This window comes from Agrobacterium leguminum, assembly GCF_015704895.1.
GTDB classification, from domain to species: Bacteria; Pseudomonadota; Alphaproteobacteria; order Rhizobiales; family Rhizobiaceae; genus Agrobacterium; species Agrobacterium leguminum.
Genome location: NZ_JADQWB010000004.1, coordinates 22,205 through 44,582, shown reverse-complemented (window position 1 = coordinate 44,582; position 22,378 = coordinate 22,205). Strand labels below are relative to the sequence as shown.

The window sequence follows — 22,378 nt, the reverse complement described above, 5'->3', positions numbered from 1 at the left end:
GCTGGAAAAGATTTGGAGTTCAAATGGCACGCCGTTATTTCGGAACCGATGGTATCCGCGGACAATCGAACGTATTTCCCATGACGCCTGATCTGGCGATGCGTGTGGGCATTGCGGTCGGGACGATCTTCCGCCGTGGCCATCATCGCCATCGCGTGGTCATCGGCAAGGATACGCGCCTTTCCGGTTATATGCTGGAAAACGCGCTGGTCGCTGGTTTCACCGCCGCCGGTCTCGATGTCTTCCTGCTCGGCCCCATTCCGACGCCCGCCGTCGCCATGCTGACCCGGTCGCTGCGTGCCGATATCGGCGTGATGATCTCGGCCTCGCACAATCCCTTCTCCGATAACGGCATCAAGCTTTTCGGACCGGATGGTTACAAGCTTTCCGATGAGCTGGAACTGGAGATTGAAGACCTTCTCGACAAGGATATCTATGCGCAGCTTGCCAAGCCGAGCGAGATCGGTCGCGCCAAGCGCGTGGATGGCGACATCTATCGTTATATCGAATTCGTCAAGCGCACCCTGCCGCGCGATGTGACGCTGAGCGGACTGCGGATCGCCATCGACTGCGCCAATGGCGCGGCCTACAAGGTGGCGCCCGCTGCGCTCTGGGAACTCGGCGCGGAAGTCGTCACCATCGGCAATGAGCCGAACGGCATCAATATCAATCTGGAATGCGGCTCCACCCACCCGGAAGCGCTGCAGAAGAAGGTGCATGAAGTACGGGCCGATATCGGCATCGCGCTCGATGGCGATGCGGATCGCGTCATCATCGTTGACGAGCGCGGCGAGATCGTCGATGGCGACCAGCTGATGGCTGTCATCGCCGATAGCTGGGCTGCCGACAACACGCTGCGCGGCGGCGGTATCGTGGCGACCGTCATGTCGAATCTCGGGCTGGAACGCTTCCTGGGCGACAAGGGCCTCACCCTTGCCCGTACCAAGGTGGGCGACCGTTATGTCGTCGAACACATGCGTAACCACAATTTCAACGTCGGCGGCGAGCAGTCCGGCCATATCGTGCTGTCGGACTACGGTACGACGGGCGATGGCCTTGTCGCGGCCTTGCAGGTTCTCGCCAAGGTCAAGCGCTCCGGGCTCACGGTCAGCGAAGTCTGCCGCAAGTTCGAGCCGGTGCCGCAGCTTTTGAAGAATGTCCGTATTTCCGGCGGCAAGCCGCTGGAAAACCCTGTTGTGCAGCAGGCGATCGCGGATGCGGAAAGCGCATTGGCCAATAATGGCCGCCTCGTCATCCGTCCCTCCGGTACGGAGCCGCTGATCCGCGTCATGGCGGAAGGCGACGACAGCGCGAAGGTGGAGCAGATCGTCAACGATCTCGTCGGCGTCATCGCCAATGCCCGTTCGGCGGCGTGAACTTCCGCGACAGTAACGCCTGAAAAAGCCGGCTCTGCAGCCGGCTTTTTCTTTGAGTATTTCCTAATAAATATAGTGAATGATCGTGGTTAATCGGGACTTAACCATTTTACGTCAATCTCCATGACTGAACAGTTCACTGGCATCTGCTGCCGAAACCGCACGTGCCTCTTCTGGAGTGGAAGTCATGAAAAACGCCCTGGCCGGATTTCTGGCCGTCCTGCTGACCGGTACAAGCGCTATCGCTGCCGATCTTTATCAAGCCGAGCCCGCACCGGCCTATGTCGAGGCCCCCGAAGTCGAGATCACCCAGGCAAGCGGCTGGTATCTGCGCGGCGATGTCGGTTATTCCTTCAACAAGCTGCGCGGCGCCCATTATTATCAGGGCGGCCCCGGCGGCTATCTCGCGGATTTTGATACTGCGACGATCAAGGACAGCTATGTCATCGGTGCAGGTGTCGGTTATCAGTTCAACAACTATTTCCGCAGTGACGTGACCTTCGACTATATGGGTAAGTCGGATTTTCGCGGCTCCACGAGCGGTTTCTGCGGTTCCGTTCCAGGTCGCTGCGTCTCGGAGGACCTTAGCTCGGTTCGCGCCTATACTCTGATGGCGAATGCCTACGTCGATCTCGGCACTTACGGTCGGGTGACGCCTTATGTCGGCGGCGGTATCGGCGGCTCCTACGTCAAGTGGGACAAGCTGCGCAACACATCCTGCAGCGTCAATGGCCTGGGCTGCGACCCGACCACGGAGCATGGCGGCAAGGGCAAGTGGCGCTTCGCCTATGCTCTGATGGCCGGCGCATCCATCGACGTCACCTGTAACCTGAAGGCCGATATCGGCTATCGTTTCCGCCATATCAACAAGGGCGATATGTTCGCTTATGAGAATGGCGGCGGTCCGGGCCGTGACAAGGGCCTTTATTCGCATGAAGTGCGCGTCGGCGGCCGTTATGTCTTCAATGGCTGCGATACCGCACAATACATGCCGCCCGCCGATATTCCGCTGCAGCCTGCCGTTTATAAATAAGCGTCACGCCCAGCTGGTAGTTTCAGACCGTCCGCATCCTCCGGGTGCGGGCGGTTTTGTTTTACCGGCATCTGACACGGGCATGACGCATATGGACCAAAATTCTTCTGCGTAGCGACATATTCCGCTTGACTGGGATCGGCGAGAGGAATAGCAACGGCGTCAGGACACCTCTCCCTAACGAGAGGCGCCTATCTGAAAGGGTAGTTAAATGACAGATATAGTGAAGCCGGACGTCCGTCCGGGCAATACGCATTTTTCCTCTGGTCCCTGCTCGAAGCGTCCCGGTTGGTCGCTAGATGCTCTCTCTGATGCGCCGCTCGGTCGCTCGCATCGCGCCAAGGTTGGCAAAGCCAAGCTGAAGCAGGCCATCGATCTCACCCGTGAAGTTCTGAACGTTCCTGCCGATTATCGCATCGGTATCGTTCCCGCATCCGACACCGGCGCCGTTGAAATGGCGCTCTGGTCGCTGCTCGGTGAACGCGGCGTCGATATGCTCGCCTGGGAAAGCTTCGGCGCGGGCTGGGTCACCGACGTCGTCAAGCAGCTGAAGCTGAAGGATGTCCGCAAATTCGAGGCCGATTACGGCCTGCTGCCGAACCTTGCCGAAGTCGATTTCGACCGCGACGTGGTTTTCACCTGGAACGGCACCACCTCTGGCGTTCGCGTTCCCAATGCCGATTTCATCCCGGCTGACCGCAAGGGTCTGACGATCTGCGACGCCACTTCGGCGGCCTTCGCGCAGGACATGGATTTTACGAAACTCGACGTCGTCACCTTCTCCTGGCAGAAGGTTCTGGGCGGTGAGGGCGGCCATGGCGTCATCATCCTTTCGCCCCGCGCTGTCGAGCGTCTGCTGAGCTACGCGCCGGCATGGCCGCTGCCGAAAATCTTCCGCATGGTCTCCGGCGGCAAGCTGATCGAAGGCATCTTCACTGGCGAAACCATCAACACGCCGTCCATGCTCTGCGTTGAAGATTATATCGACGCGCTGCTGTGGGCGAAGAACCTCGGTGGTCTCAAGGCGCTGATCGGCCGTGCCGATGCCAATGCCAAGGTCATTTACGACTTCATCGAGAAGAATAATTGGATCGCCAACCTGGCCGTCAAGCCGGAAACCCGCTCCAACACCTCCGTCTGCCTGAAGATCGTCGATCCCGAGGTGCAGGCGCTGGATGCAGCCGCACAGGCCGATTTCGCCAAGGGCGTCGTCGCCCTGCTCGAAAAGGAAAATGTCGCCCTCGATATCGGCGCTTACCGCGACGCCCCGTCCGGCCTGCGCATCTGGGCCGGCGCGACCATCGAGACGGCGGATATGGAAGCCGTCATGCCCTGGCTCGCCTGGGCCTACCAGACGCGGAAGGCAGCACTTTCCAAGGCTGCCGCCTGATTTCGATACCGGCCCTGCGCTGATGCAGGGCCGCACATTCCCCGCTTTCAAAACTGCACCGTTTTTCAAGGAGCCCGTGAACCATGGCACCTCGCGTACTCGTATCCGACGAACTGTCGGAAACCGCCGTCCAGATCTTCCGCGATCGTGGCGTCGAAGTCGATTTCCAGCCGAAGCTCGGCAAGGACAAGGACAAGCTTGCCGAAATCATCGGTAACTACGATGGTCTCGCCATCCGCTCCGCCACCAAGGCAACGGAAAAGCTGATCGAGGCGGCGACCAACCTCAAGGTCATCGGCCGCGCCGGCATCGGCGTCGACAATGTCGATATTCCGGCCGCCTCGCGCCGCGGTATCATCGTCATGAACACGCCTTTCGGCAACTCCATCACGACAGCGGAACACGCTATCGCGCTGATGTTTGCCGTTGCGCGCCAGCTTCCGGCCGCTGACAGCTCCACGCAGGCCGGCAAGTGGGAAAAGTCGAAATTCATGGGTGTCGAAATCACCGGCAAGACGCTTGGCGTCATCGGCGCCGGCAATATTGGCTCCATCGTCTGCTCGCGTGCACTCGGCCTCAAGATGCATGTTCTGGCCTATGACCCCTTCCTGTCGCCGGAACGCGCGCAGGAAATGGGCGTGACCAAGGTTGAGCTGGACGAGCTTCTGGCCCAGGCCGATTTCATTACCCTGCACGTGCCGATGACCGACAAGACGCGCGGCATCCTCAATGCAGAGAACCTTGCCAAGACCAAGAAGGGCGTGCGTATCGTCAACTGCGCCCGTGGCGGTCTGGTGGATGAGGCGGCCCTTGCCGATGCCATCAAGTCCGGCCATGTCGCCGGCGCCGGTTTCGACGTGTTCGAAGTCGAGCCCGCCACCGAGAGCCCGCTTTTCGGCCTGCCGAACGTCGTCTGCACGCCGCATCTCGGTGCTTCGACCACGGAAGCGCAGGAAAATGTCGCCCTTCAGGTTGCCGAGCAGATGTCGGATTACCTCGTCAAGGGTGCGGTTTCCAACGCCATCAACATGCCGTCGATCACGGCTGAAGAAGCACCGCGTCTGAAGCCCTTCATCCGTCTCGCGGATGTTCTCGGCTCCTTCGTCGGTCAGGTGCAGGAAAGCGCCACCAAGGAAATCGAAATCCTTTATGACGGTGCAACCGCCAGCATGAACACGAAGGCACTGACCAGTGCATTGCTGGCCGGCCTGATCCGCAGCCAGGTTGCGGATGTGAACATGGTTTCGGCCCCGGTCATGATCAAGGAAAAGGGTATCATCCTCTCCGAGGTCAAGCGCGACAAGACCGGCGTTTACGACGGCTACATCAAGCTGACGGTCAAGACGGAAAACCAGATCCGCTCGGTTGCCGGCACGGTGTTCTCGGATGGCAAGCCGCGCTTCATCCAGATCAAGAACATCAACATGGATGCCGATGTCGGATCGCACATGATCTACATCACCAACACCGACGTTCCCGGCATGATCGGCTTCATGGGCACCACGCTCGGCGAGGCTGGCGTCAACATCGCCAACTTCCAGCTCGGCCGTGAAAAGGAAGGCGGCGACGCCATCGCGCTGCTTTATGTCGACGGTCCGGTTTCTGAAGCCGTGCTCGACAAGCTGCGCGCCAACCCGGCGATCCGCCAGGTCAAGCCGCTGACCTTCAACGTCGACTGATCTTATCGTTCCTCCCAAGGGGACAATAAGGCCCGGCGCAGGGGAGACCCTGTGCCGGGTTTTTCGTTTTTCCAGTGTCTGTTTCGTCGCAAAATACGGGCGACTATCGCATTGGTTGCATATCACAAAAAATTTAAGCCAAGCGCTCTAAAAATGATGATCATGAGTTGCTATATCGCCTGCTGACATGCCGCTCATGGGAGGGCGGCCAACAGGAGATAACGATGTTTGCTGCCTTTCGGCGCTTCAAGGGTTTGTTCGCAGTCGCCGCGCTTGGTATCGCGGTGTCTTTCGTGGCGGTTGATATGGCGGAAGCGCGTCGCGCCAGCGGCGGTTTCGGCAGCCGCGGCACGCGGACCTATTCCGCTCCGCCTTCGACCAGCACCGCACCCGGCCAGACCGCGCCGATCAACCGCAGCATGACGCCCAACACCAATCAGGCAGCGCCGAGCGCTGCTCAGCCCGCTCGTCCCGGCGCGCAGGCGCCGCAGCAGAATCGCGGCCTGTTCGGCGGCATGATGGGTGGTTTGATGGGCGGCCTGTTGATGGGCGGTCTGTTCGGCATGCTACTGGGTGGCGGTTTTGGCGGCATGGCCGGTTTCTTCGGCATGCTGTTGCAGGTGGCGCTGATCGGCCTTCTGGTCATGCTCGCCATGCGTTTCTTCGCCTCGCGCCGTCAGGGCCAGCCCGCTTATGGCTCGGCTGGCGGGTCGCAGCGCACGGATCATTCCGGTTCCTCCTATAATGGCGGTTCGCAGGCGGGTTCTGCCGCATCCTCGTTCAAGATTCCGAAGATCGGTGCGCTGGCCGGCACTGCGGGCGGTGTGGCCGCCACTGCCGCAACGGCAAAGCCTGCGCCTCATGCCAATGCCATGTCGGAAGGCGATGAAATCGGCATTACCCAGGGCGATCTCGAAACTTTCCAGAAAATGCTGGAAGACGTGCAGGCCGCCTATGCCGCCGAGGATTATGGCACATTGCGCAAGCTGACGACGCCGGAAGCCATGTCTTACCTCGCAGAAGAACTGAGCGACAACGCCACGAGCGGCGTGAAAAACGACGTGCGCGATGTGACGTTGCTACAGGGCGATGTTGCCGAAGCATGGCACGAAGAGGGTCAGGATTATGCAACGGTGGCGATGCGCTACTCCGCCATCGACGTGATGCGCGACCGCACCTCCGGCAAGGTGATCGAAGGTGACGAGCACCAGCCTTCTGAAGCGGTGGAAATGTGGACCTTCGTTCGCCGCCCCGGAAACGACAACTGGCAGGTGGCCGCTATTCAGGCCGCTGCCTGACGAATCGGAACGTGTTTAACAGATAAAGGCCCGGCGGTTTGGTGACCGCCGGGCCTTTGCTCGTCTCGCTTCCGGAAAGCATGGTCACGCCGGCGCTCGCTCAGCCAAAGGGACAGCAAGATGCGGTCAAAAAACGACTGATAAATCTAACGGGTGATATCTCCCCCGCTCATCGGCGGTGAATTCCGCTTCGCCCTGCTATGCAAGGCTTTGAGCCCTGTTTGTCGCGGCATGTTGCCCGCGCATGGCTCATCCGCTTCACGGAATTGCCTTTTTTTATTCATCCGGCATTCAGTCCCTGCACCCTAACCAGAACGCATACACGTCAATGTGACTTTTCGTGCCGGTTCTAAACCGCTTTGGAAAGGGAACCTCAGGCGCAAAACAGCGTTGACAATCCAATCCCCGGCCCCTCCCAAGCCGGGCTGGGTGGCTGGGCAATGCAGGCCCTGCGAGAATGGAGAGCTATCGAGATGAAACGCTTTGACCTGATCGACGGGATGCGTGGTTACTTCCTCGTCTTCATGCTGATCAACCATCTGGTGTTTGCCGGCGGCTTCTGGCTGGTGGAAATCAATCACCGGCAGTTTGCCTTTGTCGAGGACGCCCAGGGCTTCGTGTTCCTGTCCGGCCTGCTGATCGGCATGGTCTATGCGCGCAAGATGATGAAATACGGCTATGATGCCGGCAAGCAGATGATCTGGAACCGGGCGCTGGAACTCTATCGTTACGCGATGGGTCTCGTCATCGCCGTGCTGTTCTTCCGCATGGTCATCCCGCATGCACCCTATATCTGGTACAACTGGCTCGGCATGACGTCGTTCGACGATCCGCTGCGACTGGCGGCGATTGCGACATTCCTGTTCCAGCCGACCTTCATGGATATTCTGCCGCAATATATCGTCTACATGATCTTTGCGCCGGTGCTGGTGAAGCTCTGCCTGGATGGCAAGTGGGCCTATGTCATGGCCGGCTCCCTGCTGGTCTGGATGGCCGGCCAGCTTGGCCTGCAGCAGATCGTGACGACCCCGCTCAACGAACTCGTGAAGGGTGCGGACGAGCAGGGCATTCGCGTCAGCTTCAACCTGCTCGGCTGGCAGCTCGTATTCTATTCAGCGCTGGTGATGGGCGCGATGACGGCGCAGAACCGCATCCCGTGGAAGGCGATCTTCTCGCCTGAGCATACGTGGCTGCCGAAGGCGGCGCTCGTCATCTGCCTGTTCTTCATGCCGCTGCGCATCGCCACAGCCTGGGGCCTGATGCCGGAATTCATGATGGGCAAATTTTCCACCATGGAAATCCGCGCCGATTTCGGCCTGGTCTATCTCATGAACTTCCTCGCTGTCGGCGTCGGCCTGACCTGGCTGGTGATCGCAGGTCCGAAGCACCACCGTCCGCTTGTGCGTTCCATCGCCGAAGGCGTCATCTGGGTGCTGTCGCTGAAGTTCCTGCAATTGCTCGGCCGCCATTCGCTGCAGGTCTATGTCTGGCACGTGGCCATTGTCTATGGCGTCTATTATCTGGACGGCCGCACGGCGGAACTGTCGCAGCTCAACAAGACGCTGATCGCCTTCACGGCTATCGGATTGCTGGCCCTGCCAGCCCTGTGGCGGGAGCGCGACAAGTGGTTCGGCAGCAGCGGCCAGAAGACGGCCGGCGCCTGACGGCCGGGTCCCTGCCCGAATCTGACGGCTTTGCGGGGCGGTTTTCCGCCCCGTACTTGCGTGCGCGGCCATTCCTTTCTATATGCAGCCCTTAAATCCGCAGGATAGCGAGACAGGACGGCCCGATTGATGGCCAGGGTTTCTCGCGGCGGATGACCGACAGGCGGCGGGGCCTTTACCCCCGTTATGACTGACGATGGGAAAAAACGTGAATACGCTCGATTTTGACAAGAGGCCGGAAGATACCCGGATCGTTGTCGCCATGTCCGGTGGCGTCGATTCTTCGGTGGTGGCCGGTATCCTCAAGCGCGAGGGCTATGATGTCCTCGGCATTACCCTCCAGCTTTACGACCACGGTGCTGCCGTGCACCGCGCGGGCTCCTGTTGCGCGGGGCAGGATATAGACGATGCGCGCCGGGTCTGCGAAACGCTCGGCATTCCCCACTACGTGCTGGATTACGAAGCGCGGTTCCGCGAAACCGTCATCAACCCCTTTGCCGAAGCCTATGCGATGGGTGAAACGCCGATCCCCTGCGTGGCCTGCAACCAGACGGTAAAATTCGCCGATCTGCTCGCCACGGCGCAGGAACTCGGCGCCGATGCGCTGGCGACCGGCCATTACATTCGTTCGCGTCCCAATCCCGTTTCCGGTCAGCCGGGGCGGCGTGCGCTTTATCGGCCGATCGACAGCGACCGTGACCAGAGCTGGTTCCTGTTCGCCACGACGCAGGAGCAGATCGACTATCTGCGCTTTCCGCTCGGCGGCCTCTCCAAGGCTGAAACACGGGCACTGGCGGAAGATATGGGGCTTGTCGTGGCCAAGAAGGCTGACAGTCAGGACATCTGTTTCGTGCCGCAGGGCAAATATACCGATATCATCAACAAGCTGAAGCCGAATGCGGCATTGGCAGGCGATATCGTCCATCTCGACGGCCGTGTGCTCGGCCGCCACGATGGCATCGTGCACTATACGATCGGCCAGCGCCGCGGCATTGGTGTCGCGACCGGGGAGCCGCTTTATGTGGTGCATCTCGATGCGCGCGGCCGCCGGGTCATCGTTGGCCCGCGCGAAGCGCTGGAAACCCGCCGGGTCTATCTGCGTGACATGAACTGGCTGGGCGACGGCGCGTTGGCGAGCGATGCCGGGCAGGGCTTTGCCTGTTTCGCCAAGGTGCGCTCCACCCGCCCGCCGACGGAAGCGATGCTGCATGCGGATGAAAACGGTATTTATGTGGACCTGATGACCGGGGAGGCCGGTGTCGCTCCCGGTCAGGCCTGCGTGCTTTATTCCGCACCGGGTGCCGATGCCCGCGTTTACGGCGGCGGTTTCATCGAACGGTCGGAACGCTCGGCGGAAGCCGAGGCGTCGCTGAAGGCGCTTCTGGAAAAGCCGGTTGCCGCCTGAAACCATTCGCTTTTTGCAGCGATGCGGAAAGCGAATTTTTTGCGCATCTTGCGCTTGACACTTTGGGGAGCGGCACCTTATAAGCCGCTCATCCTGATGGAACGGCCGGTCACATGACTGTCACGTTTCCCCTGTGGCGGGGTAGCTCAGGTGGTTAGAGCAGCGGAATCATAATCCGCGTGTCGGGGGTTCAAGTCCCTCTCCCGCTACCACTTTCCTTCATATGAAAAATCCAGATCGCACCATTCTGCGCCCGTGTTTCATTGCTTTTCCGAGCCGGAGAAACGATGGATCCGATGGTGCCTGCCGGCAAGTTATGCCCAAAAAAAGGGAAACCCGCTTACTGCCAAAATGCAGCCAGCGGGTCTCAACCTCTACCCCCTCCCACAAGGGCGGCTGCACAAAAGCACATTGAATGAATTATGGCAAGATCAAGGCGACCATATTGTTGCTGTTGATGGCCCTGTTCGCCAGTTTAGTGGCGGATGGCAGAGCGTGACCTGTTCCGTGTGCCGTTCGTAAGGGGAGCGATAGGACACCATATTTTCGGTGCAGCGCATTTCCTTGAGATTGGAATAGGTATTTTCGATTCGCTGCGGTTGATGATGTGTTTTGTGCGGTAAAACCCGTTCCTCACGATAAACCGTCATATCGGCGGCAGGCGATGTGCCGGGTATCGACAAGGTGGCGAATGCGGCAATCAAGAGAATTCTTCCAGGATGTGCGGACATGGCTCTTCCCCGCGTTGAACAACGCAGGAGAACGTGCTGTGCACATAAGCTGTTCCAGAGGCGCCGGCAAAAAAATGCCCGCTCATGGCGGGCAATCAGAGGGGAACTGAGGTTAGGAGCCTCGGATCTGAAACGAACATCTTCCGTATAAGTTCCGCTTGCGGAATAATTTCCGTCGCGATTTGCCTATAGGGGGGGGGGCTGCGCAGGCCGAATTTCAAGCCGCACGACACGGAACGATGCGACGCGCGCGAACAGGGACGCTTTGATGATGATTCTATCTTTAGGGAAATTTGGAGCGGGCGAAGGGATTTGAACCCTCGACCCCAACCTTGGCAAGGTTGTGCTCTACCCCTGAGCTACACCCGCTCAAATCCACCGGTCCGGGGTAGTTCGCTGAACCGTGGGCCACCAAGCGGCGACGGGCGCTATATCGCTCAATCGATTTTGGAATGCAACAGGGAAATGACAAAAACGCGAAAATTTCTTTGAGAAATGCGACAAGCGGCGGAAATGATTGAGAATTTTTCATCTCGCTGTTTTTTCCTGCGTTGCCAAGCGTCGGTTGCCCGCTTAATCAGGAAACAAGGATAGTGGAATCGGCAGAGGCAGGCGGCAGGATATGGCGGAAAATTCCCAGAAGACGGCAACGGAGCTGTTCGAGTTTCTCGACGGACTCGGCATTTCCCACACCACGAAGCAGCATGAACCGGTGTTTACCGTCGCCGAATCTCAGTCGCTGCGCGACCTCATTCCCGGCGGCCATACAAAGAACCTCTTTGTAAAGGACAAGAAGGATCAGTATTTCGTTCTGACCGTTGAGGAAAATGCGGTCGTCGATCTGAAAAGCGTTCACAAGACCATCGGTGCGGTAAGCCGCGTATCCTTTGGCAGACCGGAAAAGATGCTTGAATATCTGGGCGTCGCGCCGGGCTCGGTGACGGTGTTCGGAGCCATCAACGACACCGACAGGCGGGTCACCTTCGTGCTCGACAGCGGGCTTCTGGAAAACGAGCTGGTCAATGGCCACCCGCTTTCCAACGACCAGACGACAACGATCGCGTCCACGGATCTCATTCGCTTTCTCGAGGCAACCGGACATGCGCCGCTTGTCTTGAAAGTCAGCGAGTGAGATACGATCTTTGCTTCAAATAAGACAGATGACAGAAGTTTACGGGAGACCGGCATGAGCGGCGAAAATAATCCTTACGGCGGTTCCTATAGCGGGCAGATGACCGCAAGCGCCCATCATAACGGCGAGCTGAACGGTGCGGCCTCCGGCCACATCAAGGACACCACGACGGCGGGTTTCTCCAGGGACGTTCTTGAGGAATCGCGTCGCCAGCCGGTTCTGGTGGATTTCTGGGCGCCCTGGTGCGGTCCGTGCAAGCAGCTGACGCCGGTGCTCGAGAAGGTCATCAACGAGGCGAATGGCCGCGTGAAGCTCGTGAAGCTGAATATTGACGACCACCCGTCGATTCCCGGCCAGCTCGGTATCCAGTCCATTCCGGCAATCGTCGCCTTTGCCGACGGCCGGCCGGTGGATGGCTTCATGGGTGCCGTGCCGGAAAGCCAGATCAAGCAGTTCATCGAGAAGATCGCCGGGCCTGACGCGGGCGACCCCAAGGCCGAGATCGAGGCTGTTCTGACAGAGGCGAAGCAGCTTCTGGCGGATGGCGATTTTAATGGTGCTGCGCAGCTTTTCGGCGCCGTCATGCAGGCCGATCCCGAAAATCCGGCAGCAATTGCCGGTATCGCGGAATGCATGATCGCCGCCGGTCAATATGAGCGGGCAAGCGAACTGCTCTCTTCGCTGTCTGCGGAACTCAACGAGGATGCGGGCATTCAGCTCGTTTCGAAAAAGATCGCGCAATATGAGGAAGCCCGTAAGATCGGCGACCCGGTCGCGCTGGAGCGTGAGCTCGCGCTCGATCCCGATCGTCACGAGGCGCGGGTGAAGCTTGCCAAGGTGCTGAATGCTCAAGGCCGGCGCGATGAGGCCGCGGACCATCTGCTTTACGTCATGCGCAAGGACCGGACCTTCGACGATGACGGCGCGCGCCGCCAGCTTCTGGAGTTTTTCGAGGCCTGGGGCTTCAAGGACCCGGCAACCGTTGCCGGCCGCAGGAAGCTTTCGGCGATACTGTTTTCGTAATGCGGGCATATCCCGGCCGTGGCGGTTGATCCGCCAGCCGGGCAGCAGTGAACAGGGGGCTTGATTCCCATGCATGTCGGAAATGCGAGATATGTGAAGAACGACGATCTGCCGGAAACCGTGCCGGTCTTTCCATTGCCGGGCGCGCTGCTTCTACCGGAAGGCCATCTTCCACTCAATATTTTCGAGCCTCGATATCTCGCCATGATCGACTGGGCATTGGCCGGCCATCGCATCATCGGCATGGTGCAGCCCGCCCTGCATGTCATCGAGGCGGGGCTTGAGGGCGGTCCGCTAAGCGCGGTCGGCTGCCTCGGCCGCATCACGTCCTTTTCCGAAACCGGCGATGGCCGTTATATCATTTCGCTCACCGGCGTGTGCCGCTTCCGCCTGCTGGAAGAGGTGGAGGCGGGCAAACCCTACCGCAGCTTCCGGCATGCGCCCTTCATCGCCGATCTTTCCGGCGAATATGACGAGGATGCGGTGGACCGCGAAAACCTGCTCCGGGTATTCCGCTCGTTTCTGGATGCCAACCAGCTGGAAGCGGATTGGGAAAGCGTGGAAAGGGCGGGCAATCGCGTTCTCGTCAATTCGCTTTCCATGATGTCTCCCTTCGGACCGGCTGAAAAACAGGCGCTGCTGGAAGCGCCGGACCTGAAGACGCGGGCCGAAACATTGATCGCCATCACCGAGATCGTTCTTGCCCAGGGATCGGGCGAGGGCGGCAACGTGCTGCAATAGGATCGCCGCCATGGACGACAGGATGAGCAATGTCGATCCCAAGCTGCTGGAGCTTCTGGTCTGCCCTTTGACGAAAGGGCGCCTTGCCTATGACCGCGCCCGCAATGAACTCATCTCCGAGAGCGCGAGGCTCGCTTATCCGATCCGCGATGGCGTGCCGATCATGCTGATTTCCGAAGCGCGCAAAATAGAAGACTGACCTTCCCGCTTGCCCGCCTTCACACATTGCGTGTCGCGAATTGACGAAGATGCGTTGACAACCATGCGTGGATTTGACCAGAGTCCCGCCCGACATGTCTGTTGCGGGGAGAAAACTGATGTCGTTGCGCGCGCTCGTCCGGATTTCGCTGGTTGCGGTCTCAACCGCCCTGTTTTTTCCGCCAGCCATGGCGGCGGAACCCTCCCGCAAGGTCGTTACGACCCAAAATGGCGATTATTTCGGCTTCGATCTCAGGACGGAGCAAAATGTCTCGCTGGAGCAATGCGGCGAGATTTGCGTCGGCGATACCGCCTGCAAGGCCTTTACCTACAATCCCAAGGTGAAATGGTGCTTCCTCAAATCGGATTTCAATCAGCTGAACGCCTTCCCCGGCGCGGTTGCCGGCAAGATCGTGGAAGTGGCCGCGGAAGCCGATATCGGCGCGCCGCAGCGCCTGTCCTTCGTGACCGACAGCCTGCAGCAGGAAGCGCGCCGGCTGAAATCCGGCCTTGCGGCAAATGAGGGTGAGGGCGAACAGGGCCTGGAAGCCCTCGTGCAGACGGCGCGGCAGCAGGCAGCCGCCGGCAATATTCCCGATGCGGTCACGACCTATAAACAGGCCCTTGCGATCACACCTGACGATGGCGCGCTCTGGGCGGAATTGTCGGAAAAGGCCGCGCAGGTCACCGATAATTATTCGATAGCGGGACAGGCCGCTTCCGCTGCCATCAATGCCTACCAGCTCAGCCGCACGGTCAGCGCCCGCACCGAGGCCCTGAACCGGCTGGCGAAGGCCTTCGAAAGAACCCAGAATTATCGCGCGGCACTCAATGCCTATAAGGAAAGCCTCGCGCTTGCCGACAATGCACAGACCAAAGCGGCCTATGCCGATCTGCGCACCCGGCAGGGTTTCCGCGTCATCAACAATACCGTGGATACGGATAGCGTCAGCCCGCGCGCCTGCGTGCAGTTTTCCGAGCCGCTGGTGAAGAACGGCGTCGATTACTCCTCCTTCATCACGCTGGATGGGGCAGCCCCCAAGGCTATCGAAGCGAAGGGCAGCGAGATTTGCGTGGAAGGCCTGACCCATGGCCAGCGTTACAAGATCGCGTTTCGCGCCGGCCTGCCGTCTTCGGTGGAAGAGCCTCTGGAAAAGCAGGTCGATCTCGATATCTATGTGCGTGACCGCGCCGCCAGCGTGCGCTTCACCGGCGAGAATTTCGTGCTGCCGGGCACGGCGCGCCGCGGCATTCCAATCGTCTCTGTCAATGCCGACAAGGCCGACCTGAAGCTTTATCGCGTCGGCGACCGCAACATCACCTCGCTTCTTTCAAACTCGCAGTTTCTGACGCAGATGGACGGCTACAATGCCGACCGTATCGAAAACGAAATTGGCGAGCTTGTCTGGCAGGGCTCGATCGATATCCAGCCCGATCTCAACAAGGACGTGGTGACGAGTTTTCCGGTGGATGAGGCCCTGCCCGAGCGCAAGCCCGGCATCTATGTGCTGACCGCCGTACCGCCGGGCACCGCGCCGGAAACCTGGGATTCGCGCGCCACGCAATGGTTCCTGGTCTCCGATACCGGCATCACCACTTATGCCGGAACCGATGGTCTGAATGTCTTTGTCCGTGCACTTGGCAGCGCCAAGCCGCTGGCAGATGTGGATTTGCAGCTGCTCGCCAAGAATAATGAGGTGCTGGGCACCGCGAAGACGGATGCGGACGGCCGCGCGGTGTTCTCGGCCGGCCTGATGCGCGGTACGGCGGCGCAGGCGCCTGCGATCCTGACGGCGCGCAACGGCGACAAGGATTACGTCTTCCTCGACATGACCCGCGCCGGCTTCGATCTTTCGGATCGCGGTGTGACGGGCCGTGCAGCCCCCGGCGCCATCGACGTGTTTAGCTGGACGGAACGCGGCATCTATCGTGCCGGCGAGACCGTGCATGCCGCAGCCCTTGCCCGCGATGTCGACGGCAAGGCAATCGAGGATCTTCCGCTCACTTTCATCTTCTCGCGCCCGGATGGTGTAGAGGACCGGCGTTTCGTCAGCGACGGCAAGGCGCTGGGCGGCCATGCGGTCGATCTGCCGTTGCAGGCAAATGCGATGCGCGGCACCTGGACATTGCGCATCCATACCGATCCGAAAACGCCTGCGATCAGCGAAAAGAGCTTCCTCGTCGATGATTTCGTGCCTGACCGCACCGAGTTCGATCTTTCCAGCAAGGCAAAGCAGATCGACCCTGGCGCGGAAACGGCAATCGACGTCGATGGCCGTTATCTCTATGGCGCGCCCGCAGCCGGCCTGACGCTGGAAGGTGAGGTTGCCATCAAACCGACGCGCACCAGCGCCGATTTCGAAGGTTATTTCTTCGGTCTGGCCGATGAGGAGAGCGAAGAGGAAAACCGCACCGCGCTTGCCGATCTGCCGGCGCTGGACGAAGAAGGCAAGGCGAGCTTCAATGTCGATCTGACCGACCTGCCGTCCACCACGCAGCTTCTTTCCGCCAACATCACTGTGCGCATGCGCGAGGCCGGCGGCCGCGCCGTGGAGCGCTCCCTGACGCTGCCCATCAAGGCTGAAGCGCCGGTCATCGGTATCAAACCGCAATTTTCGGGCGATCTCGCCCAGAATTCCGTTGGTCGTTTCCACATCATCGGTGTCAGCGCCGAAGGTGCCAAACAGGCGATGAGCGGCCTCAACTGGAAACTCATCAAGGTCGAGCGGAACTATCAGTGGTATCGTCAGGGCAATTCCTGGCGTTACGAGCCGGTGGAATATACCAAGCAGCAGGAAGCCGGTACGCTTTCGGTCGATGCCAATGGCGGCGAGATTTCCGTGCCCGTCACCTGGGGCCGCTATCGGCTGGAAGTGGAGGGCGCCGGTAATGGCGCGCCTGTTTCCAGCGTTGAGTTCGATGCCGGTTTTTATGTCGAGGCAAGCTCGACGGAAACGCCGGATGCGCTGGAAATCGCTCTCGACAAACAGAGCTACAAGATCGGCGATACGGCCAAACTCAAGGTTTCGTCGCGTTTTGCCGGCGAGTTGATGGTGACTTCCGGTTCGGAAAAGCTGATTGCCGTGCAGAATGCCGAGATCGGCGAGGATGGCGGCGAGATCGACATTCCCGTTACCGAGGAATGGGGTGCGGGCGCTTATGTGACGGCCACGCTGTTCCGTCCCGGCGATGCGCAGGAAAGCCGTATGCCGATGCGCGCCATCGGCATCAAATGGCTCGCCGTCGATCCGGCCGAGCGCAAACTTGCCGTCACGCTCGGCGCGCCGCAGAAAACGCTGCCGCGCCAGCCGCTTGAAATTCCGATCACGGTTGCGGGCGCTGGCGTGGGCGAAAAGGCCTATGCCATCGTTGCGGCCGTCGATGTCGGCATATTGAACCTTACCCGCTATGAGCCGCCGAAACCGGATGAATGGTATTTCGGCCAGCGCCGACTGGGGCTGGAAATCCGCGACCTCTATGGCCGCCTGATCGACGGTTCGCTCGGCGCCACCGGCCGGCTGCGCACCGGCGGCGACGGCGGGCAGGCAGCCCTTCAGGGCAGCCCGCCCACGGAAAAGCTCGTGGCCTTCTTTGCCGGTCCGGTCGAACTCGACGGTGACGGCAAGGCGACGGTCAGCTTCGATATTCCGCAGTTCAACGGCACGGCCCGCATCATGGCGGTGGCCTGGACGAAGACGGGTGTGGGACACGCCGTCTCCGATGCCATCATTCGTGATCCTGTCGTCGTCACGGCCAGCGCGCCGAAATTCCTCGCTCCCGGCGATGTCTCGCAATTGCGGCTCGATATCGCCAATACCGATGGCGAGGCCGGCGATTACCGGCTGGATGTGACCAGCAATACCGCATTGACGGTCGATCAGGGTGAGATGTCGCAAACTCTCGCGCTTCAGAAAGGCGGCAAGTCTTCGCTGACGGTCCCGCTGACGGGCGAACAGCCCGGCAATGGCGCGATCACCATCAAGGTTTCCAATGCCGCCGGTCTTTCACTGGAGCAGGTTCTGAACGTTCCGGTGCGTCCGGCCGTTCTGCCAGTGACGACGCGGCGCGAAATCAAGATCGCGCCCAATAGCAGCCTGACGATCAATGGCGATCTTCTGGCCGACAGCATGCTTCTCGGCTCTTCCGTCGCGGTCAATGTCACGCGCTCGCCCGCCTTCGATATTCCGGCGCTGGTGATGATGCTGGACAAATATCCCTACGGCTGCGCCGAACAGACGACGAGCCGCGCTTTGCCGCTGCTTTACGTTTCGGAACTGACGAAGGATAGCGGCCTTGCAGAAGACCCCGACACCCGCCGGCGGGTGCAGGAGGCGATCTACCGCGTGCTGTCCTTCCAGTCGAGTTCCGGCAGCTTCGGCCTCTGGTCGCCGGGTTATGGCGATCTGTGGCTCGATGCCTATATCAGCGACTTCCTGACCCGCGCCCGTGAGCAGAATTACGATGTGCCCGAAGCCGCCATGGTGCAGGCGCTGAACAACCTGCAAAACGGTCTTTCCTATGACAGCAATGTCAAGGATCGCGGCAACGAGATCGCCTATTCGCTTTATGTGCTGGCGCGCAACCGCAAGGCGGCAATCAACGATCTGCGTTATTACGCGGATACGGCGCTTGCCGATTTCCCGACACCGCTCGCCAAGGCGCAGGTTGCCGCCGCCCTTTCGCTTTATGGCGATCAGGCCCGTTCGAAGGCCGTGTTCGGCGCTTCGCTCGACATGGCAAGCCGCACCACCAATGTCAGCTTCTCGCGCGCGGATTATGGCTCCGCCCTGCGTGACGGCGCGGCGACGCTGGCGCTTGCGGCGGAAAGCCGGCCGGTTCCGGCCGTCGTGCCGCAGCTTGCCGGTGCGGTGGCGAAGGAATGGGAAAAGAAGCCCTATACCAGCACCCAGGAACAGGCATGGATGCTGCTGGCCGCCCGCGCCGTGAAAGGCGAGGACAAGGATATCCGTCTCGATGTGAACGGCGATCTGCAGACCGGCGGCTTCGGCAAGCGGATGAGCGGCGATGAATTGCTGGCCGCACCCTTGAAGATCGCCAATGCCTCGGCCGATCCGGTCACGGCCGTCGTCACCACGGTGGCGCCGCCGGCGCAGCCGCTTGCGGCCGGCGGGGAAGGCTTCACCATCACCCGCACCTATTATTCCATGGATGGCGAGGAGGTGAACCCGAGCGAGGTGGTCCAGAACGAGCGTTATGTCGTGGTGCTGAATGTGGTGCCGCAGAATAACTGGCAGTCGCGCATTCTGGTGACCGACCTGCTGCCCTCCGGTTTCGAAATCGACAATCCGAGCCTTGTCAATTCGGCCGAACTGTCGAATTTCGACTGGCTGCCGGAAACGGAAGCGGCGCATACGGAATTCCGCTACGACCGTTTCGTGGCGGCCTTCGACCGCTCGGCCGGCGACAGTTCGGAAATTGCGCTTGCCTATGTGGTCCGCGCCGTCACCCCCGGCACCTACGATCATCCGGCAGCTTCGGTTGAGGATATGTACCGGCCGCAATTTGCCGCCCGCACGGCAACCGGCCGCATGGAGGTGCGCTCGGCAAACCCATGAGGCGGAAGAAGGCGATCATTGTCGGCATCATGACGGCCGCGTTGCTTATGGGCGGCGCGGCCTTCGGTCTCGATGCGCTGGACAAGGCCTATCCGCCGCCGCTGGACGCTGCGCAGCAACGATCCTTCGAGGTTCTGGATCGTGACGGCAAGCTGTTGCGCGCTTTTGCGACACCCGATGGCCGCTGGCGGCTGAAAACCACGGCAGCCGAAGTCGACCCACAGTTCCTGCGCATGCTGGTGGCCTATGAAGACCAGCGTTTCTATGAGCATCACGGGGTCGATCCCTGGGCGCTTTTGCGCTCCGCCTGGCAATTGGCCAGCAACGGCCGGATCGTTTCCGGCGCATCGACGCTTTCCATGCAGGTGGCGCGGCTGATCGAGCCGCGGGCCGACCGGTCGTTCTCGGCGAAATTCCTGCAGGCCGCGCGCGCGCTCCAGATCGAGAGACGGCTCAGCAAGGCGGAAATCCTCGATCTCTATCTGAATATCGCGCCCTATGGCGGCAATCTCGAAGGCATTCGCGCCGCAAGCCTCGCCTGGTTCGGCAAGGAACCGGGCCGGCTCGATACGGCGGAGGCGGCCCTGCTTGTCGCGTTGCCGCAATTGCCGGAAAAGCGCCGTCCGGATCGTTTTCCGGAGGCGGCGAAGCAGGCGCGGGAGCGTGTGCTGCAACGGCTTGCCGTGGAACGCGTGGTGGGTGAGGGGGAGGCGGAACGGTCGGCTCTTGCGAATGTGCCCGCCAACCGGCGGGACCTGCCGGCCTATGCGCCGCATATGGCCGTCGCCGCACGGGTGAAATTCCCGAATACTGCCGAGGTGCGCTCCACGCTGAAGCTGTCGATCCAGCGGGAGCTGGAGGGTGTCGCCCGCCATGCGGCGGAAAAGCTCGGCGACAGGGTCTCCGTCGCCATCGTCATGGCCGATGCGCAGAGCGGCGATATTCTGGCGGAAGTGGGGTCGGCGGATTATCTCGATACGGCGCGCCGTGGTTTCGTGGAGATGAGCCGTGCCGTTCGCTCGCCGGGATCCACCCTCAAGCCATTCATCTACGGCCTTGCTTTCGAAGACGGTCTTGTCGGGCAGGAAACCATCATCGAGGATCGCCCGGCCGACTTTTCCGGTTACAGGCCGCGCAATTTCGACATGCACTATCAGGGCGATGTCAGCATCCGGCAGGCGCTGCAACTGTCGCTCAACGTGCCTGCTGTCAAGCTGCTCGATGCCGTCAGCCCCTCGGCGCTGATGGTGCGGTTCCGGCGGGTGGGCGTCAAACTCGTGCTTCCCGCCAATGAAGCGCCGGGGCTTGCCATCGCCCTTGGCGGCGCGGGTGTTTCGCTGGTCGATCTGGTGCAGCTTTATGCGGGGCTTGCCGGCGGCGGCGATCCCGTGCGGCTTGGAGACGGCGTCCGCTCCGCCCCGGAACGGCTGGAGGGCGACCGGTTATTCTCCGATGCCGCGATCTGGAACATCTCCGACATCCTCTCTGGCGTGCTGCCGCCGCTCGGCATGAAACAGCGCGGCATCGCCTACAAGACCGGCACCAGCTATGGCTATCGCGATGCCTGGTCGGTGGGTTATGACGGGCGGCATGTGGTCGGTGTCTGGGTCGGTCGGGCCGACAATGGTGCGGTGCCGGGCATTGCCGGTTATGCGACGGCCGCTCCGATCCTGTTCGAGGCTTTCGAAAAATCCGGCGTGGCGATCACGCCGATGCCGGCCGCGCCTTCCGGTGTCGCGCGGGTCGCGGTCAGTGACCTCCCCGCCAACCAGCGACGTTTCACCACGACGGCCAGCGGCCTGCTTTCTGCTTCAAGACGTGAAAGCGCCCCGCGCATCGTTTACCCGCCGGAAGGCGCGCGCGTGGAGCTTTCCGGCCAGTCGGGCATCTCGCCGTTGGTACTGAAGCTGCAGGGCGGGCGCGCACCCTTCCGCTGGCTCGCCAATGGTTTGCCTCTGCCGAACGCGTCCCACCGCCGCAACAGCGAATGGCGGCCGGAAGGCCAGGGATTTTCCACACTGACGGTGATCGACGCCGATGGCCGCGCCTCGAGCGTGCGGGTTTTCGTCGAGTAACCGGCAGAAAAAGCCCACTCGACGAGGCAGCGCCACGTGGTTCAAGCAGGACAATGTCGTGCCGCGCCTGCCGTCAAGCAATATCCAGTGAATGGCGGCGGATACGCTCCTGGAGCGATGAGACGATGGCCTGCAGAAACTCCCGGCGTCTGGAGTCAGCCGTTGCCTCCAGCTTTACCTGCAACTGGCCACTGATCTTGTTCATGAAACCAACGTGGTCAAACGTATCGGCGGCAATGTTGACCTCGACTTCGTCCATATAGTGAGTCAGGTGCGACTCCAGCGCGAGATTTGCATCCATCTGATACAGGGCGGCCATGCGCTCTCCAAGCGTCGTCATCTGCACGTATGGACCATATTCGTTGATCATCAAATCTCCTTCGCCTTGCGGATGCCGCTTCGACACCTTCCTTCGCCGCATATCATTCATAATAGGAAGCGATTTTCGGCTTTCAATGTTCCCCTTCAATATTCCCACACAGCGCTAAGTTTTCTGCCATCCGGCAAATGGGCTTCGCAGGAAATGCGGGATACTTCGTCGCTCAATCCAGAAGAGTTATGGTGTCTGCCAAATGGTTCCATGCATGGCGGGATGTCTTCGCCATGTCCGGAGGCGCTCCGGAGGCGGGCAGATCATCCGATCAGCATCTATCCTATTGTTTTTAAAAATATTTCAGGAAAATGGCGTCCACGAGAGGATTCGAACCTCCGACCCCAGGATTCATACCGCTTCGGCTTTCGCCGCCGTCCCGCCGTTTGCCGGCAAGACGTTCGTGGTCTGGACTGTCCCTTCACCATGGGCCTTGCGGCCTTTAGGTGCTGCCCATCCAGTCTCTACACCTTCACCGGATTTCTCCGGAGCTTGGCTCGGGATTGGCATGCTGGAAGACCAGCGAAGCTTTCCCCGACTTTGAGCAGATCGATTGCGTCGTTTCCGGGCGCAACCCCCAATTTCTCTTAGGAATCCTGTGCTCTATCCTGCTGAGCTACGTGGACACTGAATTGCTCTTTAACCTGACGATGCCTGCGGATCAACCGCGTTCTTCATCGCGGTCGA

General features: G+C 60.5%; 15 protein-coding genes and 3 tRNA genes. 14 read left to right on the top strand and 4 right to left on the bottom strand.

The features are described from left to right. The first annotated feature begins 23 nt into the window (after positions 1-23). The 8 genes from glmM to I3J13_RS07625 all read left to right on the top strand — a co-directional run bounded on the left by glmM (position 24) and on the right by I3J13_RS07625 (position 10,057). Positions 24-1,376, top strand: coding sequence for a phosphoglucosamine mutase (glmM, locus tag I3J13_RS07660; protein ID WP_003523248.1), 1,353 nt, complete (start codon positions 24-26; stop codon positions 1,374-1,376). A 187-nt stretch (positions 1,377-1,563) separates the two neighbouring features. Then, positions 1,564-2,409, top strand: a complete 846-nt coding sequence (locus tag I3J13_RS07655) for an outer membrane protein (protein WP_080854266.1) — start codon at positions 1,564-1,566, stop codon at positions 2,407-2,409. 211 nt (positions 2,410-2,620) lie between these two features. Then, positions 2,621-3,799 (top strand): phosphoserine transaminase, encoded by a 1,179-nt coding sequence (locus tag I3J13_RS07650; RefSeq protein WP_196378454.1) that lies wholly within the window; start codon positions 2,621-2,623, stop codon positions 3,797-3,799. A gap of 83 nt (positions 3,800-3,882) precedes the next feature. Further along, positions 3,883-5,478, top strand: coding sequence for a phosphoglycerate dehydrogenase (gene serA, locus I3J13_RS07645; RefSeq protein ID WP_003523252.1), 1,596 nt, complete (start codon positions 3,883-3,885; stop codon positions 5,476-5,478). 224 nt (positions 5,479-5,702) lie between these two features. Continuing rightward, positions 5,703-6,776 carry a Tim44 domain-containing protein gene (locus I3J13_RS07640; RefSeq protein WP_196378453.1) on the top strand — a complete coding sequence of 358 codons (1,074 nt, stop codon included), beginning with the start codon at positions 5,703-5,705 and terminating at the stop codon, positions 6,774-6,776. 473 nt (positions 6,777-7,249) lie between these two features. Next, the gene (locus tag I3J13_RS07635; protein ID WP_035264188.1) at positions 7,250-8,440 is read left to right on the top strand and encodes an OpgC family protein; all 1,191 of its coding nucleotides are present in this window, start codon (positions 7,250-7,252) and stop codon (positions 8,438-8,440) included. A gap of 208 nt (positions 8,441-8,648) precedes the next feature. Next, positions 8,649-9,845, top strand: a complete 1,197-nt coding sequence (gene mnmA, locus I3J13_RS07630) for a tRNA 2-thiouridine(34) synthase MnmA (RefSeq protein WP_196378452.1) — start codon at positions 8,649-8,651, stop codon at positions 9,843-9,845. 135 nt (positions 9,846-9,980) lie between these two features. Then, positions 9,981-10,057: transfer RNA gene (locus I3J13_RS07625), tRNA-Met, on the top strand. A gap of 219 nt (positions 10,058-10,276) precedes the next feature. Here the strand turns inward: I3J13_RS07625 and I3J13_RS07620 are convergent. Both I3J13_RS07620 and I3J13_RS07615 read right to left on the bottom strand, forming a co-directional pair. Further along, complete coding sequence (locus I3J13_RS07620; protein ID WP_196378451.1) at positions 10,277-10,576, bottom strand: hypothetical protein; 300 nt, start codon at positions 10,574-10,576, stop codon at positions 10,277-10,279. A 294-nt stretch (positions 10,577-10,870) separates the two neighbouring features. Continuing rightward, positions 10,871-10,945: transfer RNA gene (locus I3J13_RS07615), tRNA-Gly, on the bottom strand. A gap of 253 nt (positions 10,946-11,198) precedes the next feature. Here I3J13_RS07615 and I3J13_RS07610 point away from each other — a divergent pair. From I3J13_RS07610 to pbpC, 6 genes are all read left to right on the top strand, one after another. Continuing rightward, a complete protein-coding gene (locus I3J13_RS07610; protein WP_196378450.1) occupies positions 11,199-11,708 on the top strand; it encodes a prolyl-tRNA synthetase associated domain-containing protein in 510 nt (169 codons plus the stop codon). A 54-nt stretch (positions 11,709-11,762) separates the two neighbouring features. Next, a complete protein-coding gene (gene trxA / locus I3J13_RS07605; protein ID WP_196378449.1) occupies positions 11,763-12,731 on the top strand; it encodes a thioredoxin in 969 nt (322 codons plus the stop codon). A 69-nt stretch (positions 12,732-12,800) separates the two neighbouring features. Further along, on the top strand, positions 12,801-13,472 hold the full coding sequence (locus I3J13_RS07600) for an LON peptidase substrate-binding domain-containing protein (RefSeq protein WP_003523264.1): 672 nt from the start codon (positions 12,801-12,803) through the stop codon (positions 13,470-13,472). 10 nt (positions 13,473-13,482) lie between these two features. Then, positions 13,483-13,671: a Trm112 family protein gene (locus I3J13_RS07595; protein WP_003523265.1), complete on the top strand. Its 189-nt coding sequence runs from the start codon at positions 13,483-13,485 to the stop codon at positions 13,669-13,671. Between the two features lie 118 nt (positions 13,672-13,789). After that, positions 13,790-19,246 carry an alpha-2-macroglobulin family protein gene (locus I3J13_RS07590; RefSeq protein WP_196378448.1) on the top strand — a complete coding sequence of 1,819 codons (5,457 nt, stop codon included), beginning with the start codon at positions 13,790-13,792 and terminating at the stop codon, positions 19,244-19,246. Beyond that, positions 19,243-21,321, top strand: a complete 2,079-nt coding sequence (gene pbpC, locus I3J13_RS07585) for a penicillin-binding protein 1C (protein WP_196378447.1) — start codon at positions 19,243-19,245, stop codon at positions 21,319-21,321. The genes I3J13_RS07590 and pbpC overlap by 4 nt, the downstream gene beginning before the upstream one ends. Positions 21,322-21,394: 73 nt before the next feature. Here pbpC and I3J13_RS07580 read toward each other — a convergent pair whose 3' ends face one another. Together I3J13_RS07580 and I3J13_RS07575 are read right to left on the bottom strand one after the other, a co-directional pair. Further along, positions 21,395-21,691 carry a hypothetical protein gene (locus I3J13_RS07580; protein WP_196378446.1) on the bottom strand — a complete coding sequence of 99 codons (297 nt, stop codon included), beginning with the start codon at positions 21,689-21,691 and terminating at the stop codon, positions 21,395-21,397. A gap of 312 nt (positions 21,692-22,003) precedes the next feature. Beyond that, positions 22,004-22,100 (bottom strand) — tRNA-OTHER (locus I3J13_RS07575). Positions 22,101-22,378: the final 278 nt, after the last annotated feature.

What these genes read in the sequence shown, in the direction of transcription:
- I3J13_RS07580 (WP_196378446.1), bottom strand. Translation starts at nt 21,691, where the DNA reads ATGATCAACGAATATGGTCCATACGTGCAGATGACGACGCTTGGAGAG.
- trxA (WP_196378449.1), top strand. Translation starts at nt 11,763, where the DNA reads ATGAGCGGCGAAAATAATCCTTACGGCGGTTCCTATAGCGGGCAGATG.
- pbpC (WP_196378447.1), top strand. Translation starts at nt 19,243, where the DNA reads ATGAGGCGGAAGAAGGCGATCATTGTCGGCATCATGACGGCCGCGTTG.
- I3J13_RS07650 (WP_196378454.1), top strand. Translation starts at nt 2,621, where the DNA reads ATGACAGATATAGTGAAGCCGGACGTCCGTCCGGGCAATACGCATTTT.
- glmM (WP_003523248.1), top strand. Translation starts at nt 24, where the DNA reads ATGGCACGCCGTTATTTCGGAACCGATGGTATCCGCGGACAATCGAAC.
- I3J13_RS07590 (WP_196378448.1), top strand. Translation starts at nt 13,790, where the DNA reads ATGTCGTTGCGCGCGCTCGTCCGGATTTCGCTGGTTGCGGTCTCAACC.
- I3J13_RS07640 (WP_196378453.1), top strand. Translation starts at nt 5,703, where the DNA reads ATGTTTGCTGCCTTTCGGCGCTTCAAGGGTTTGTTCGCAGTCGCCGCG.
- I3J13_RS07595 (WP_003523265.1), top strand. Translation starts at nt 13,483, where the DNA reads ATGGACGACAGGATGAGCAATGTCGATCCCAAGCTGCTGGAGCTTCTG.
- I3J13_RS07610 (WP_196378450.1), top strand. Translation starts at nt 11,199, where the DNA reads ATGGCGGAAAATTCCCAGAAGACGGCAACGGAGCTGTTCGAGTTTCTC.
- I3J13_RS07655 (WP_080854266.1), top strand. Translation starts at nt 1,564, where the DNA reads ATGAAAAACGCCCTGGCCGGATTTCTGGCCGTCCTGCTGACCGGTACA.
- I3J13_RS07635 (WP_035264188.1), top strand. Translation starts at nt 7,250, where the DNA reads ATGAAACGCTTTGACCTGATCGACGGGATGCGTGGTTACTTCCTCGTC.
- I3J13_RS07600 (WP_003523264.1), top strand. Translation starts at nt 12,801, where the DNA reads ATGCATGTCGGAAATGCGAGATATGTGAAGAACGACGATCTGCCGGAA.
- serA (WP_003523252.1), top strand. Translation starts at nt 3,883, where the DNA reads ATGGCACCTCGCGTACTCGTATCCGACGAACTGTCGGAAACCGCCGTC.
- I3J13_RS07620 (WP_196378451.1), bottom strand. Translation starts at nt 10,576, where the DNA reads ATGTCCGCACATCCTGGAAGAATTCTCTTGATTGCCGCATTCGCCACC.